Source organism: Aureimonas altamirensis, assembly GCF_023702225.1.
GTDB classification, from domain to species: domain Bacteria; phylum Pseudomonadota; class Alphaproteobacteria; order Rhizobiales; family Rhizobiaceae; genus Aureimonas; species Aureimonas altamirensis_B.
This window is the reverse complement of sequence record NZ_JAMQCO010000015.1, coordinates 12,631-25,156: the sequence shown is the minus strand read 5'-3', so window position 1 is coordinate 25,156 and position 12,526 is coordinate 12,631. Positions and strand designations below refer to the sequence as shown.

Annotated in this window: 16 protein-coding genes; 14 read left to right on the top strand and 2 right to left on the bottom strand. The window is 65.9% G+C overall.

What is annotated here, in order from left to right:
• The first annotated feature begins 3 nt into the window (after positions 1-3).
• The 5 genes from nrdR (at position 4) to nusB (ending at position 3,232) form a co-directional block, all read left to right on the top strand.
• On the top strand, positions 4-480 hold the full coding sequence (gene nrdR / locus NDN16_RS19280) for a transcriptional regulator NrdR (protein ID WP_251115083.1): 477 nt from the start codon (positions 4-6) through the stop codon (positions 478-480).
• Position 481: 1 nt separating this feature from the next.
• On the top strand, positions 482-1,609 hold the full coding sequence (ribD, locus tag NDN16_RS19275) for a bifunctional diaminohydroxyphosphoribosylaminopyrimidine deaminase/5-amino-6-(5-phosphoribosylamino)uracil reductase RibD (protein WP_251115082.1): 1,128 nt from the start codon (positions 482-484) through the stop codon (positions 1,607-1,609).
• The gene (locus tag NDN16_RS19270; protein WP_251115081.1) at positions 1,591-2,214 is read left to right on the top strand and encodes a riboflavin synthase; all 624 of its coding nucleotides are present in this window, start codon (positions 1,591-1,593) and stop codon (positions 2,212-2,214) included. Before ribD ends, NDN16_RS19270 begins: the two co-directional genes overlap by 19 nt.
• A gap of 68 nt (positions 2,215-2,282) precedes the next feature.
• A complete protein-coding gene (locus NDN16_RS19265) occupies positions 2,283-2,729 on the top strand; it encodes a 6,7-dimethyl-8-ribityllumazine synthase (protein WP_251115080.1) in 447 nt (148 codons plus the stop codon).
• A 2-nt stretch (positions 2,730-2,731) separates the two neighbouring features.
• Complete coding sequence (gene nusB / locus NDN16_RS19260; protein WP_251115079.1) at positions 2,732-3,232, top strand: transcription antitermination factor NusB; 501 nt, start codon at positions 2,732-2,734, stop codon at positions 3,230-3,232.
• Between the two features lie 93 nt (positions 3,233-3,325).
• Here nusB and NDN16_RS19255 read toward each other — a convergent pair whose 3' ends face one another.
• The gene (locus tag NDN16_RS19255; protein WP_435301134.1) at positions 3,326-3,853 is read right to left on the bottom strand and encodes an outer membrane protein assembly factor BamE; all 528 of its coding nucleotides are present in this window, start codon (positions 3,851-3,853) and stop codon (positions 3,326-3,328) included.
• 152 nt (positions 3,854-4,005) lie between these two features.
• Here NDN16_RS19255 and NDN16_RS19250 point away from each other — a divergent pair, with 152 nt between their 5' ends.
• From NDN16_RS19250 to NDN16_RS19210, 9 genes are all read left to right on the top strand, one after another.
• Positions 4,006-4,557: a ubiquinol-cytochrome C chaperone family protein gene (locus NDN16_RS19250; RefSeq protein WP_251115078.1), complete on the top strand. Its 552-nt coding sequence runs from the start codon at positions 4,006-4,008 to the stop codon at positions 4,555-4,557.
• Entirely contained in the window at positions 4,547-5,134 is a 588-nt protein-coding gene (locus NDN16_RS19245) for a YceD family protein (RefSeq protein WP_251115077.1), read from the top strand. The genes NDN16_RS19250 and NDN16_RS19245 overlap by 11 nt, the downstream gene beginning before the upstream one ends.
• A gap of 85 nt (positions 5,135-5,219) precedes the next feature.
• Positions 5,220-6,299 (top strand): phosphate acyltransferase PlsX, encoded by a 1,080-nt coding sequence (plsX, locus tag NDN16_RS19240; RefSeq protein WP_285292852.1) that lies wholly within the window; start codon positions 5,220-5,222, stop codon positions 6,297-6,299.
• Entirely contained in the window at positions 6,296-7,276 is a 981-nt protein-coding gene (locus tag NDN16_RS19235) for a beta-ketoacyl-ACP synthase III (RefSeq protein WP_251115076.1), read from the top strand. The genes plsX and NDN16_RS19235 overlap by 4 nt, the downstream gene beginning before the upstream one ends.
• A 104-nt stretch (positions 7,277-7,380) precedes the next feature.
• The gene (locus NDN16_RS19230; RefSeq protein WP_039190270.1) at positions 7,381-7,716 is read left to right on the top strand and encodes an integration host factor subunit alpha; all 336 of its coding nucleotides are present in this window, start codon (positions 7,381-7,383) and stop codon (positions 7,714-7,716) included.
• Positions 7,717-7,730: 14 nt separating this feature from the next.
• Positions 7,731-8,237: a MerR family transcriptional regulator gene (locus NDN16_RS19225; RefSeq protein ID WP_251115075.1), complete on the top strand. Its 507-nt coding sequence runs from the start codon at positions 7,731-7,733 to the stop codon at positions 8,235-8,237.
• 130 nt (positions 8,238-8,367) lie between these two features.
• Positions 8,368-9,183, top strand: a complete 816-nt coding sequence (locus NDN16_RS19220; protein ID WP_251115074.1) for a MipA/OmpV family protein — start codon at positions 8,368-8,370, stop codon at positions 9,181-9,183.
• A 9-nt stretch (positions 9,184-9,192) separates the two neighbouring features.
• On the top strand, positions 9,193-10,272 hold the full coding sequence (locus NDN16_RS19215; RefSeq protein WP_251115073.1) for an MBL fold metallo-hydrolase: 1,080 nt from the start codon (positions 9,193-9,195) through the stop codon (positions 10,270-10,272).
• Between the two features lie 179 nt (positions 10,273-10,451).
• The gene (locus tag NDN16_RS19210; RefSeq protein ID WP_251115072.1) at positions 10,452-10,781 is read left to right on the top strand and encodes a DoxX family protein; all 330 of its coding nucleotides are present in this window, start codon (positions 10,452-10,454) and stop codon (positions 10,779-10,781) included.
• Between the two features lie 20 nt (positions 10,782-10,801).
• Here NDN16_RS19210 and NDN16_RS19205 read toward each other — a convergent pair whose 3' ends face one another.
• Positions 10,802-12,526: a GMC family oxidoreductase gene (locus NDN16_RS19205; protein ID WP_251115071.1), complete on the bottom strand. Its 1,725-nt coding sequence runs from the start codon at positions 12,524-12,526 to the stop codon at positions 10,802-10,804.

The window sequence follows — 12,526 nt, the reverse complement described above, 5'->3', positions numbered from 1 at the left end:
TCCATGCGGTGCCCCTTCTGCGGATCGCAGGAAACGCAGGTCAAGGACTCCCGGCCCGCCGAGGAAGGCGCCGCCATAAGGCGGCGTCGGATCTGCCCGGATTGCAGCGGCCGCTTCACCACCTTCGAGCGGGTGCAACTGCGCGATCTGGTCGTGGTGAAGCGCTCCGGCCGGCGCGTACCCTTCGACAGGGACAAGCTGGCGCGCTCGGTCGAGACGGCGTTGCGCAAGCGCGCCGTCGACCAGGAGCGGGTAGACCGGATGATCTCCGGTATCGTCCGTCAGCTCGAATCCACCAGCGACGGGGATGTCTCCTCCGAAGAGATCGGCCGGCTGGTCATGGAAGCGCTGCGCGGGGTCGACGATGTCGCCTATGTGCGCTTCGCGTCCGTCTACCGGGATTTCCGGGAAGCGCGCGACTTCGAGACCTTGATCAGCGAGCTTGCGTCACCGCCGACCGCTTCCGGCGACAAGGACTGACATGGCCATCGCGCCGATCGAGCAGCATGACGAACGCTTCATGGCGGCGGCGATCCGTCTTTCGCAGCGCCATGTCGGCCTGACGGGCTCCAACCCGTCGGTCGGTGCGCTGGTCGTGCGCTTCGACGGCGCCGGCGCGCCGCTGGTGGTGGCGCGCGGGGTGACCGCCGGCGGCGGCAGGCCGCACGCCGAAGTCGTCGCGCTGTCCGAAGCCGGCGATGCGGCCCGTGGCGCAACCGTCTACGTCACGCTGGAGCCATGTTCGCACCATGGTTTGACGCCGCCCTGTGCCAGCGCGCTTCTGCGCGCGGGCGTAAAGCGCGTGGTCGTCGCCCTGGGCGATCCGGATATGCGCGTGGACGGACGCGGTTTTGCCATGCTTCGTGCCGGCGGGGTGGAGGTGGTGGAGCATGTCGGCGCAGCCGATGCGCGCGATCCGCTTGCCGGGTTCATGTCCCGCATGCGTACCGGCCGGCCGTTGCTGACGGTCAAGGTGGCCGTCTCCGCAGATGGCGGCATCGCCCTGGCCGGTCACCGCCCCGTGCAGATCAGTTCGCCCATCGCCAACGCGCAGACGCATCTGGTTCGCGCGCGGTCGGACGTCATCCTGGTCGGCGTGGGCACGGTGGAAAGCGACGATCCGATGCTTACCTGCCGGCTGCCGGGCCTCGAGAACCGCTCGCCGGTTCGCGTCGTCTACGACCCTGCGCTTCGTACGCGGGTTGACAGGCAGCTCGTGTCCACCGCCCGAGAGGTGCCCACCATCTTCGCCATTCGCGAGAGCATCTCGGAGGAACGGCTTGCGGCATTCCGCGAGGCGGGGTGCGAATTCCTTCCGCTGGCCGAAGGCGAAGGGCCTGAAGCCCTGCTGCGGCATCTGGGCGAACGCCGTGCGTCGTCCGTGCTGTTCGAGGCTGGAGAGCGGTTCGGCCGTGCCGTCCTGGATGCCGGCCTTGCCGACAGGATCGTCGTCGTGCATGCGCCGCTGACGCTGGGGCCGGGACGGGTTGTTTCCCCGGTGCGGGATGATCATCTGTCGGCCATGCGCCTGACGCGCGAGGAGCGCTTCGGATGCGACATCTGGCGCGAATACGAGAGGATTGAAAGCCCATGTTTACCGGTATCGTAACCGATGTCGGGCGGGTTGCCGCCGTTCGCACCCTGGATGAGGGGCGGGCCTTCCGCGTCGAGACCGCCTATGATCCGGCCGGCATCGATATCGGTGCGTCCATCGCCTGCTCGGGTGTCTGCCTGACGGTGACCGCGCTTTCGCCGGAAGGGTCCAACAGCCGCTGGTTCGAGGTCGAGGCGTGGGAAGAGGCTTTGCGGCTGACCACGGCGCGCGCCTGGGGCGAGGGTACGCGGATCAACCTGGAAAGGGCGCTTCGGGTAGGCGACGAGCTGGGCGGACATCTGGTTTCGGGGCATGTCGACGGCACCGGCGAGATCGTCGCCATCGAGGCCGAAGGCGAGGCGACCCGCTTTCGCGTGCGCGTATCGCCCGAACTCAAGCGTTTCATCGCCGTCAAAGGCTCGGTCTGCATGGACGGGACGTCGCTGACGGTCAATGGTGTCGACGACGACGAGTTCGACGTCCTCCTGATCCGCCATTCGCTGGAGGTGACCACCTGGGGCGAAAGACGAAAAGGTGACATCGTCAATCTTGAGGTCGACCAGATTGCGCGCTATGCGGAACGCCTGTTCGGGGCGGACGCAGGCAAGCGCGGCGGTTGACGGCCGGCTCTCCTCAACGCACACGGGGCGTTCTCCCCAGTTTTCTGACATCGGGATTTTCGAAAGACATGGCTCAGGCACCGCACCTCCTTATCGTCGAGGCACGCTTCTACGACCATCTGGCCGACCACCTCATCGAAGGGGCGCGCGGCGAGATCGAGCGTGCGGGTGCAACCTGCGATGTCGTCACGGTTCCGGGGGCGCTCGAGATTCCCGGCGCAATCACCTTCGCCCTCGCCGGCGAGGATACAGGCGGCAAATCCTATGACGGTTTCGTGGCGCTGGGCTGCGTCATCCGCGGCGAGACCTATCATTTCGAGATCGTGGCAAACGAGTCGAGCCGGGCGCTGATGGACCTGTCCATGGAAGGCGTCGCGATCGGCAACGGAATCCTGACGGTCGAGAACGAGGAGCAGGCGCTCGACAGGGCCATGACCTCGCGCAAGAACAAGGGCGCCTCCGCGGCGGCGGCGGCGCTGACCATGATCGACCTGCGCAACCGAATGGGGTTGTGAGCATGTCCGAAGAGACCCCGCGCCCTGTCCGCCAGGCCAACAAGCGCGGCGCTGCCCGGCTGGCGGCGGTGCAGGCCCTGTACCAGATGGATGTGGGCGGCACCGGGCTGGTAGAGACGGTCGCCGAATACGAGTCGTTCCGGCTTGGCCGCGAACTCGACGGTGACACCTATCGCGAGGCCGATGCGGCGTGGTTCCGCGATATCGTATCGGGCGTGGTGCGGGCTCAGAAGAGCATCGATCCGCTGATTCACTCCTCGCTGACGGCCGATTGGCCGCTGTCGCGGCTGGACGCCACCCTGCGCGCCATCCTGCGTGCCGGTTCCTATGAAGTCATGGAGCGCAAGGACGTGCCCGTGGCGGTCATCGTGACGGAGTATGTGGACATCGCCAAGGCCTTCTACACCGAAGACGAGCCGCGCCTCGTCAATGCGGTGCTGGATCGCGTTTCGCGCCGCGCGCGCGGCGAAGGCCGAGGCAGGGAGATCGAAACCAAGGATTGAACTTTCCCGGCCTCCCGCGATAAGCCTTCCATCATGCGAAGACGGCCACCCGATGGGTGGCCGTCTTCGTATCGAAGCCTAATACGGCAGCGCCTACATGGAGCCGGGCTGGTCGCGCTGCAGGGTGCGCTGGATGGCAGAGGGATCGGGCTGCTCGGACAGGATCGAGCCGAGGAAACTGGCGTCGCGGCCCCCGGTGGGCGTCGTACGGGTGACGAAGTCGAACAACTCGCCGTTCTGCAGGCCGTAATTGGCGATACGGTCGACGCGGTTGTCCTTGTTGAAGTAGACGGCCAGGATGCGCTGATCCACCAGCCTGGGCTGCATGAAGGCAAACTGGCGGACGCGCTTCTGCGAGATGTAGTAGAAGACCTCGTTGTCGAAGATCGCGGTGGTGGACGGCGACCCGAGCGCCAGCAGCACCTGCTCGCGGCTGGAGCCGACCGGCACGAGGGAAAGGGCCTGCTCGTCGATAATATAGCCCTGGTTGTAGACCTCCGCCGTCTGGCAGCCTGCAAGGGTGAGGGCGGACGCCACCCCCAATGCAGCGAGCAACGGTCGGATGGGAGGGGCAAGTCTGGTCACGCGGTTCGTCTCCCTGCTGTCGACGCGCAAAAGCATCCATACGGGCATGGGCGCCATGGGCGCCGGTGACGCACATTTAGAGCAAGGTGTGTCCAATTGGAACAGGGCGATTGCACGGCGCCGGCGTTGCAATTGTCGTCCGGCCATGCGAACGCCTGTCCGCACCAAGACCTGCCGGATGAGAAGGGATGCTTGAACGTTTCCGCCGCAAGCGCCGCAACAGGGCGATCGTCGAGCAACTCTACGACGGCATCGTCGCGCGCGCGCGCGCGACGCGCTTCTTTCAGGCGGGGGGTCTTCCCGATACGGTGATGGGGCGGTTCGACGCCCTTGCCATCGAGATGTTCCTGTTCCTGCGCCGTTGCGGAAGCGAGCCCGCGCTGCAGCCGCTGGCGCAGGATGTGGTGGACCGCTTCATGACCGACATGGACCACTCCATGCGGGAGATCGGCATAGGCTACATGACTGTGCCCAAGCGCATGCGGAAGCTGGCCGGGCTTTTCTATCAAAGGGTCCGGGCGCTCGGCGGCCCGCTGGACCGCGCCGACCGCGATGGGCTGGCGGCGGCGGTGAAGGGCGAGAGGCTGGGCGGCGGCGACGACCTGTCCGACGCACAAATCGCCTTCTGGGCCGCTCACATTCTGGACACGTCGCACCTATATGCGGCAATCGATCGAACCGAGATCCTGGCCGGCCGCTGGCCGGTCGATCCGGGCAGGAGCGGCGGAAATGAAGGATGAGAAACCGGTGGTTGATGCGGGCCGACGCTGCCTCGATCTGACGGTCGTCGTCCGCAGTTTGCCGAAGACGGGCAACAGGGTGACGTTCGAGGCTTCCGACAAGGAGCGCGCGGCGCTGGCCGCGTTTCTTGAAATCCTGTCGGTCGATGCGCTGACGGCAGACCTGACCGTGGCGCCCTGGCGTCGTGACGGGGTCAGCGTCAAGGGCGCCATGTCGGCCATCGTGCGGCAGGTTTCGGTGGTTACGCTGGAGCCCGTGGAAGAGCGGATCGACCAGGATCTGGACCTGGTCTTCCTTCCGGAACATTCGCGGCTGGCGCGAATCGATTCCGGCGACGATGGAGAGATCCATCTCGACCCCGATGGAGACGATATTCCGGAAACCTTCAGCGGCGACCGGATCGATCTCGGCGCTGCGCTGGAGGAGCAACTGGCCCTGGCGCTGGAGCCCTACCCGCGCGAGGATGGGGCCGCTTTCGAGGCGTTCGACACCGACCCGGAGCCCGATGCGCGCGCGCCTTCGCCCTTTGCCGGGTTGAAGGGGCTGAAGGCGGCAAAGTCCGAAGAAAAGGGCTGAGGCTGTTGCGGTCCGCTAACATTTGGATATTTTGGCGCCGCGCGGCCCCCCGGCTGCGCAGTGCCGCGATGGAAGGTATCGAGACTTGAGTTCCAATGCAGGAATCCGCATCGCGGTGGATGTCATGGGGGGCGACCATGGCCCGTCCGTCATCCTTCCGGGGGCGGACATCGCCCTCGAGCGGCATCCCGATACCCGCTTCGTCTTGTTCGGACGCGAAGACGAAGTCCTGCCCGAGCTGGAAAAATATCCGCGGCTGAAGGCCGCCTCGACCTTCCATCACTGCGACGTGTCCGTCCGCATGGACGACAAGCCGTCGCAGGCGCTGCGGCAGGGACGCTACAAGTCGTCGATGTGGCGGGCGATCGACGCGGTCAAGACGGGCGAGGCGGATGTCGCCGTTTCGGCCGGAAACACCGGCGCACTGATGGCGATGGCCAAGTTCTGCCTGCGCACGATGGCCAATATAGAGCGGCCCGCCATCGCCTGCATCTGGCCGACCCTCAAAGGCGAGAGCATCGTCCTCGACGTCGGGGCGACGATCGGCGCGGATGCCCAGCAACTGGTGGATTTCTCCGTCATGGGCGCGGCCATGGCGCGTGCGGTGCTGGCCATCGAACGCCCGACCATCGGTCTTCTCAACATCGGCGTGGAAGAGGTGAAGGGCCAGGACGAGATCCGGGAAGCCGGCCGCCTGTTGCGCGAAAGCACGATCGAGGATCTCAGCTACCACGGTTTCGTCGAGGGCAACGATCTCGGCCGCGGTACGGTCGACGTGGTGGTGACGGAAGGCTTTACCGGCAACGTCGCCCTGAAGACGGCGGAAGGGACGGTGAAGCAGGTGGCCTCCTACCTGCGGGATTCGCTGAGCCGGACGCTTCTGTCGCGCCTCGGCTATCTTCTGGCGCGCGGTGCTTTCGCCCGCCTGCGGGAGAAGCTGGATCCGCGGAAGGTGAATGGCGGCGTGTTCCTGGGGTTGAACGGCATCGTCATCAAGAGCCATGGCGGCTCCGACGCGGAGGGCACCGCCGCGGCCATGGATATCGCGCATGCGATGGCGACGGCGGATCTTGTCCGCAAGATCGCCAGGGATCTGGAAATATTCAACTCGGGCCTGACTGCATCCGCAGCGCCTTCGGGTCAAACTGCGGAGCGCGCCCAATGACAGTCGTACGATCGGTCGTCCGAGGCACCGGCTCCTATCTGCCGGATCGCATCATGGCGAACCGCGACTTCGAAGGCGTCGTCGAAACGTCGGACGAGTGGATCCGCCAGCGCACGGGCATTGCCAATCGCCACATCGCCGCGCCCGACGACACCACGGCCTCGATGGGCGAGAAGGCCGCGCGCCGCGCACTGGATGCAGCCGGCCTGCAGCCGGCCGACATCGATCTCATCATCCTGGCCACCGCGACGCCGGACAACACCTTCCCGGCCTCGGCAGTGCAGGTGCAGAACCGGCTGGGCATCGACCACGGTTTCGCCTTCGACATCCAGGCCGTGTGCAGTGGCTTCGTCTATGCCGTCACCACCGCAGATCTCTATTTGCGCTCCGGCATGGCCCGGCGGGCGCTGGTTATCGGCTCGGAGACCTTTTCGCGCATTCTCGACTGGACCGATCGCACCACCTGCGTGCTGTTCGGCGACGGGGCCGGCGCCGTCGTACTGGAAGCGGTCGAGGGCAATGGAACCCTGGCCGACGAGGGCGTCCTCGTTTCCAAGCTCCGTTCGGACGGCCAGCACAAGGAAAAGCTGTTCGTCGACGGGGGCCCCTCGACCACCGGTACGGTGGGCAAGCTGCGCATGGAAGGCCGCGAAGTCTTCAAGCATGCGGTCGGCATGATAACCGACGTCATCGACGATTCCTTCCAGGCCCTCGCCATCGGGCCCGACGACATCGACTGGTTCGTGCCGCATCAGGCCAACCGCCGCATCATCGACGCGTCGGCCAAAAAGCTCGGCATCGCGCCCGAGAAGGTGGTGATGACCGTCGAGAATCACGGCAACACGTCGGCCGCCTCCATCCCGCTTGCGCTGGACAAGGCGGTGCGCGACGGTCGTATCCAGAAGGGCGACCTCGTTCTCATCGAGGCGATGGGCGGCGGCTTCACCTGGGGTGCTTCCATCATCCGATGGTCTTGAATATCCTTGATTCTATTCGGCTATTCGGTATGGTTCGACCATAGGTTCGCAGGAGACGGGCAGGGGGTGCCCTCTTCCGCGGGTTTTCAGATCGAGGGGTAGATATGAGCGACAGGACGGTCACGCGCGCCGATCTGGCTGAAGCGGTGTTTCGGAAGATCGGACTTTCCCGGACGGAATCGGCCTATCTGGTCGAATCCATCCTCGAGGAAATCTGCGCCACGATCGCCCGCGGCGAGAGCGTGAAGATCTCTTCCTTCGGGTCGTTCCTGGTGCGCGACAAGAACGAGCGGGTGGGTCGCAACCCGAAGACCGGCGAGGAGGTGCCCATCTCGCCGCGCCGCGTCACGGTTTTCAAGCCGTCCAACGTCATGAAGGAGCGCATTCTTGCCGCCCACATGGCGCGCACCGAAGAAGGCGTCCTCAAGGCCGCCGAATAAAGGCCGCGCCGACCATGGTTGACAAGAGCGCCGACGCATTCCGCACGATCAGCGAGGTCGCCGAAGACCTCGATCTGCCGCAGCATGTGCTTCGTTTCTGGGAAACGCGATTTCCGCAGATCAAGCCGATGAAGCGGGGTGGAGGGCGCCGTTACTATCGCCCCGACGACGTCGATCTGCTGCGTGGCATCCGGTATCTCCTGTACGTCAAGGGATACACGATCAAGGGCGTGCAGAAGATCCTCAAGGAAAACAGCAATCGCTTCGTCATCGCCATCGGCGCAGGCGATACGCAGGGCCTGGATTCCATGCCGGCTCCGCAGGCCGGCCATGTCGCGGAGGCGCCCCCGCGCGACCTTGAGCCGCAGGCGGAGCGCCAGAAGAGCGGGCTTTCCAACCTGCTCCGCCGCGATCGCGATGGGGTCGGCGGCAGCGCGCTTCCGCCCGACGCCGCCGCACGACTGAACCAGGTGCTGCTGGAACTGCTGGAGCTCAAGCGTCTGCTCGATCAGGTCCGCTGAGCGTTGCGCCACCGCATCATAGTTGCGCAATAGCCATAATGGCCCGACGATGCGTTGCCCGCCCCTTGATAAGGTCCCTGTAACCGACAATTGTGCCGGCAAGGTTCATTGCGTTCGAGGGTCGAGGGACATGCGCAACTTCATCGCACTGCTGATGGCATGCAGCGTATTGGCCGGCATCGGCGCAGCGCAGGCACAGGAAACGCCGGTGACGGCCAACGCACCGGCGCCCGGTACGGATATCGTCATCGAACTCGGCGTGGGGCCGCTTGCCCGGCCGAACTTCGAAGGCGCCAACAAGTACGAGGTCGTGGCCAGCCCGACCATCCGGGTCCACTATCTGAACATTCCGGGCCTGATAGAATTCGGCGGCGGCCTGGATTCCGGCCTGAGCATCGGCCCGTCCTTCGGCTATGTGGGCGAGCGCAAGGCCTCCGACGCACCGGAGCTTGCCGGCCTGCGCGATCTGGATGCCACCTACGAACTCGGCCTTCGGCTCGGCTACGGCTGGGATTTCAGCCAGGCCTACGGGGCGGAAGTCTATGGCGAGGCGCGCTACGCCTTCAACGAAGCGGAAGGTTTCGTCGGCGGCTTCGGCGCCAACGCCATATACCGCCCGACGGAACTGCTGACGCTGAAGCTCGGCCCCAACGCCACGCTGGCCTCGAGCGACTATGCCGACACCTATTTCTCCGTTTCGCCCGAGGAAAGCCTCGCCACCGGCGGTCGCCTCGAGGCCTATGAGGCATCGGGCGGCTTCAAGACGGTCGGCCTTCGGGCGGAATCGCGGTTCGAGGTGCGCCCGACCTGGTTCCTGAACGGCGAATTCGGCTATGACCGCCTCGTCGGCGATGCTGCGGACTCCCCGATCGTCGATGCGGGTAGCCGCGACCAGTTCTTCTTCGGGATCGGGGTATCCAAGACCTTCTCCCTCGACCTCTTTTAGGGAATGCCCATGAACCGCCGCCGCCTGTTGAAAACGATGGCGGCGGTCGGGGCCGCGGCAGGAATGGCAGGCCTGGCGACCCGCAAGGCGCAAGCGGCCAACCGCTATTACGAGGGCCCGGTTTCCGACCATTTCGACGGCACGCGCTTCTTCAATCCGGGTGGGGAGGAGCCGGGCGGCTTCGGCAACTTCCTGCGCTGGAAGCTGAATGGAGAGCGCGCCCGCTGGCCGGAATCGTGGCCCGCAGAGCCGCAATTCGCCACGCCGGCCGAGCGCCTGCCCGACGGCGCGATGCGTGCGACGCTGATCGGCCATGCCACCTACCTCATCCAGATGGCCGGGCTGAATATCCTGACCGATCCCGTCTATTCGGACCGCGCATCGCCCGTCAGCTTTGCCGGTCCCAAGCGCGTGAACCCGCCGGGCATCCGCTTCCGGGAACTGCCGCCCATCGACCTCGTGCTTCTGACGCATAACCACTACGACCATCTGGACGTCGATACGCTCGGGCAGCTCAAATCTGCTCATGATCCGCTTGTGGCGACGCCCTTGGGCAACGACGCGATCGTCCGCCGTCACGTGCCGGACATGCGGATCACCGCCATGGATTGGGGGGAGTCCTTCGCGTTCGGGCCGGTGAACGTGCATTGCGAGCCGGCGCATCATTGGTCGGCGCGGGGCCTCGGCGACCGGCGCATGGCGCTCTGGAGCGCCTTCGCGATCACCCATTCGGCGGGTAATCTGTACCATGTGGGCGATACGGGCTTCCATTCCGGCATCAATTACAGGGACGCCGGGCGAAAGTATTCGGCGTTTCGTCTCGCCTGCCTGCCCATCGGCGCGTACGAGCCGCGCTGGTTCATGCGGGCGCAGCACCAGAACCCCGATGATGCCGTGGAGGGCTTCCGGCTTTGCAACGCCCGCTTTGCCGCCGGCCACCATTGGGGCACGTTCCAGTTGACGGACGAGGCGATCGACGCGCCGCCCTCGGCGCTGGGGGCGGCAATGGATAAGGGCGGGCTGGATCCGTCGCGGTTCCGGGCCTTGTGGCCAGGCGCCGCCTGGGATATTCCGCCGGCCGCCGCCTGAAGGCCGCTACCGCGCCGCAGGCCGGGTCGGACGGCGGGCGGCGTTGTGTTGCGGTGTCCGCGACCGTTTATCCGCGGCACGCAACGGTTTCGTGACAGGCGGCGTGGCCGGTGGGCGATCTATCCGCCGCATCGCGCTTATGGCATGCTTGCCCGGGCGCTAAAGCGGCGGAGAGGTGCATGCTGGCAGCCGTGCTCGGGTGGATCATCGCAGTTTTCTTCATCGCCAACGGGCTGGTGAACCTGTATGGGCCGGAATCCCTGCGTACCGCATTCTTTCGCTGGGGTTTTCCGCGCTGGTTCCACATTACCAACGGGTCGATCCAGATCCTGATCGGGGTGATGATCCTGATGCCGGCCACCCGTATCATCGGTTTCGGCTTCGGGGTCTTACTGTCCCTTGCCATCCTGATCGTGCTGTTCCGGCAGGGCGAAATGCGACATGCGCTGCCCTGCCTGACGCTTTTGGCCTCCCTTCTGGTCGCGGCATGGGAGCAAAGCTTGCGGTAGCGGCCTTGCAGGCCCTGTCGTCACGCCAACGGCCGGTTCCGGCGCATGAGATCGGCTATCCGCTCGGCGATCATGATGGTGGGCACGTTGGTGTTCGCACACGGAATGGTCGGCATGAGAGAGGCGTCGCAGACGCGCAGGCGTTCGACGCCGTGGACACGTCCGGCGTGGTCCGTTACCGCCAGCCTGTCCTCTGCCCGGCCCATGCGGCAGGTGCCGGACGGATGCCATGTACCACCCACCGACGTGGCGATGAACTCATTCATCGACTGCTCATCGCTCAATAGTCGGTCCAGCGTTACGCCCTGCGTGACGATGCTGTCCACCAGCGCGCCCGTGAATGAGCCTGCCACGTCCAGCCCCATGCTCAGCAGCCCGCGTTGGACCTGGTTCCAGCGGCCCGGCATCGCAACGCTTGCCACGCGGGGCGAGTAGCTCGCCGGAAACACATGCCGGCATAGCGGGGCGAGCGCGGGGTCGCGCAGGATCTTCGCGCCTTTGCGAAGTGCGGCTGCAAGGCGGTCCAGGTCGCGCGGGTCTGACAGCATGCGGAAGTCCACATGCGGCTCTTCCTTCGGGTCCGGCGAAGCCAGTTGGACGAAACCGCGCGAATACGACTTGTTGACCCAGAAGAACATGGTTCCGATACGCTCGCCCACCGAGTGCCAGCCCGAGCGGGACAGGATCGCGCCGTGCATGTCGCCCTGCGGCGTGCCGGGCAGGCCGGACGTGAAGCGCCAGATGGCCTGCTCGTGGTGCTCCGCCCGGTCGCGCACCCGCGCCTCCGGCGCAAGGATGGCGGAGACGGCTATGGAGGGGTGCTCCATAAGGTTGCGGCCGACGCCCGCCCTGTCGGCAACGACGGCGATGTCCATCGCGGCAAGACCGGCAGCGGGGCCGATGCCGCTGCGCAGCAGCAGGGCCGGTGTATGGATGGCGCCCGAAGCGACCACTGTTTCGTGCGCCTCGACGCGGCCCGACGTCCCGCCATCGGTGGGAACGATCGTCGCGCCGACGGCGGAGCGCCCATCGAACAGGATCGCCTCGGCCCGATATCCGGTAAGAATACGCAGGTTGGGTCTGCCGCGAACTTCCGGCGTCAGGTAGGCGACCGATGTCGGCATTCTTTCGCCCTGATCGCTGGCGGCGAGCGCGCCCGGGTAGACACCGTCCTGCCAGTCGCCGTTCTGGTCTTCCCGCCGGGGCACGCCGTGAAGCTGCAGCGTTTCCATGACGGCGGCAACGAAGGGCGACAGCCTGTCGGGGCCGGCGCGTCGGATCAGGAGGGGGCCATCCCCGCCATGCAGCGGCCCGCCGAAATCGCGGTCCGTTTCGAGCTTGCGGAAATAGGGAAGACATTCCTGCCAGCTCCAGCCGGTCGCCCCCATTGCTTCCCATTCATCGTAGTCCGAGGGCGCGCCGCGGTTGGCCATCAGGGCGTTGATGGCGGAGCCGCCTCCCAGAAGGCGCGCCTGTTCGTAACGACGGCTCTTGCGCGTATCGCGGTTGCCCATGGGGGCACCCATGAAGGCTGTAAGCGTCCGCCAGATATTGGCGGTATCGAGATAGGCGCGGCCTGGATAGCGCGCGCGAATATCGGCGGGCATCGTCGCCGCCGTCATGTCGCGCCCCGCCTCGACCAGCAGCACGCGCCGGCTTGCGTCCTCTGTCAGGCGCGCTGCCAGCACGCAACCTGCGGAGCCGCCGCCAAGGATCAGCACATCCGTCTCCGCCGGGATGTCCAT

Excerpts from the sequence above, each read along its gene's own strand:
- NDN16_RS19215 (WP_251115073.1), top strand. The coding sequence starts at position 9,193 with ATGAACCGCCGCCGCCTGTTGAAAACGATGGCGGCGGTCGGGGCCGCG.
- NDN16_RS19265 (WP_251115080.1), top strand. The coding sequence starts at position 2,283 with ATGGCTCAGGCACCGCACCTCCTTATCGTCGAGGCACGCTTCTACGAC.
- NDN16_RS19210 (WP_251115072.1), top strand. The coding sequence starts at position 10,452 with ATGCTGGCAGCCGTGCTCGGGTGGATCATCGCAGTTTTCTTCATCGCC.
- NDN16_RS19225 (WP_251115075.1), top strand. The coding sequence starts at position 7,731 with ATGGTTGACAAGAGCGCCGACGCATTCCGCACGATCAGCGAGGTCGCC.
- NDN16_RS19230 (WP_039190270.1), top strand. The coding sequence starts at position 7,381 with ATGAGCGACAGGACGGTCACGCGCGCCGATCTGGCTGAAGCGGTGTTT.
- NDN16_RS19245 (WP_251115077.1), top strand. The coding sequence starts at position 4,547 with ATGAAGGATGAGAAACCGGTGGTTGATGCGGGCCGACGCTGCCTCGAT.
- ribD (WP_251115082.1), top strand. The coding sequence starts at position 482 with ATGGCCATCGCGCCGATCGAGCAGCATGACGAACGCTTCATGGCGGCG.
- NDN16_RS19220 (WP_251115074.1), top strand. The coding sequence starts at position 8,368 with ATGCGCAACTTCATCGCACTGCTGATGGCATGCAGCGTATTGGCCGGC.
- NDN16_RS19255 (WP_435301134.1), bottom strand. The coding sequence starts at position 3,853 with ATGCTTTTGCGCGTCGACAGCAGGGAGACGAACCGCGTGACCAGACTT.
- nrdR (WP_251115083.1), top strand. The coding sequence starts at position 4 with ATGCGGTGCCCCTTCTGCGGATCGCAGGAAACGCAGGTCAAGGACTCC.
- NDN16_RS19270 (WP_251115081.1), top strand. The coding sequence starts at position 1,591 with ATGTTTACCGGTATCGTAACCGATGTCGGGCGGGTTGCCGCCGTTCGC.
- NDN16_RS19250 (WP_251115078.1), top strand. The coding sequence starts at position 4,006 with ATGCTTGAACGTTTCCGCCGCAAGCGCCGCAACAGGGCGATCGTCGAG.
- NDN16_RS19205 (WP_251115071.1), bottom strand. The coding sequence starts at position 12,526 with ATGGACATCCCGGCGGAGACGGATGTGCTGATCCTTGGCGGCGGCTCC.
- NDN16_RS19235 (WP_251115076.1), top strand. The coding sequence starts at position 6,296 with ATGACAGTCGTACGATCGGTCGTCCGAGGCACCGGCTCCTATCTGCCG.
- nusB (WP_251115079.1), top strand. The coding sequence starts at position 2,732 with ATGTCCGAAGAGACCCCGCGCCCTGTCCGCCAGGCCAACAAGCGCGGC.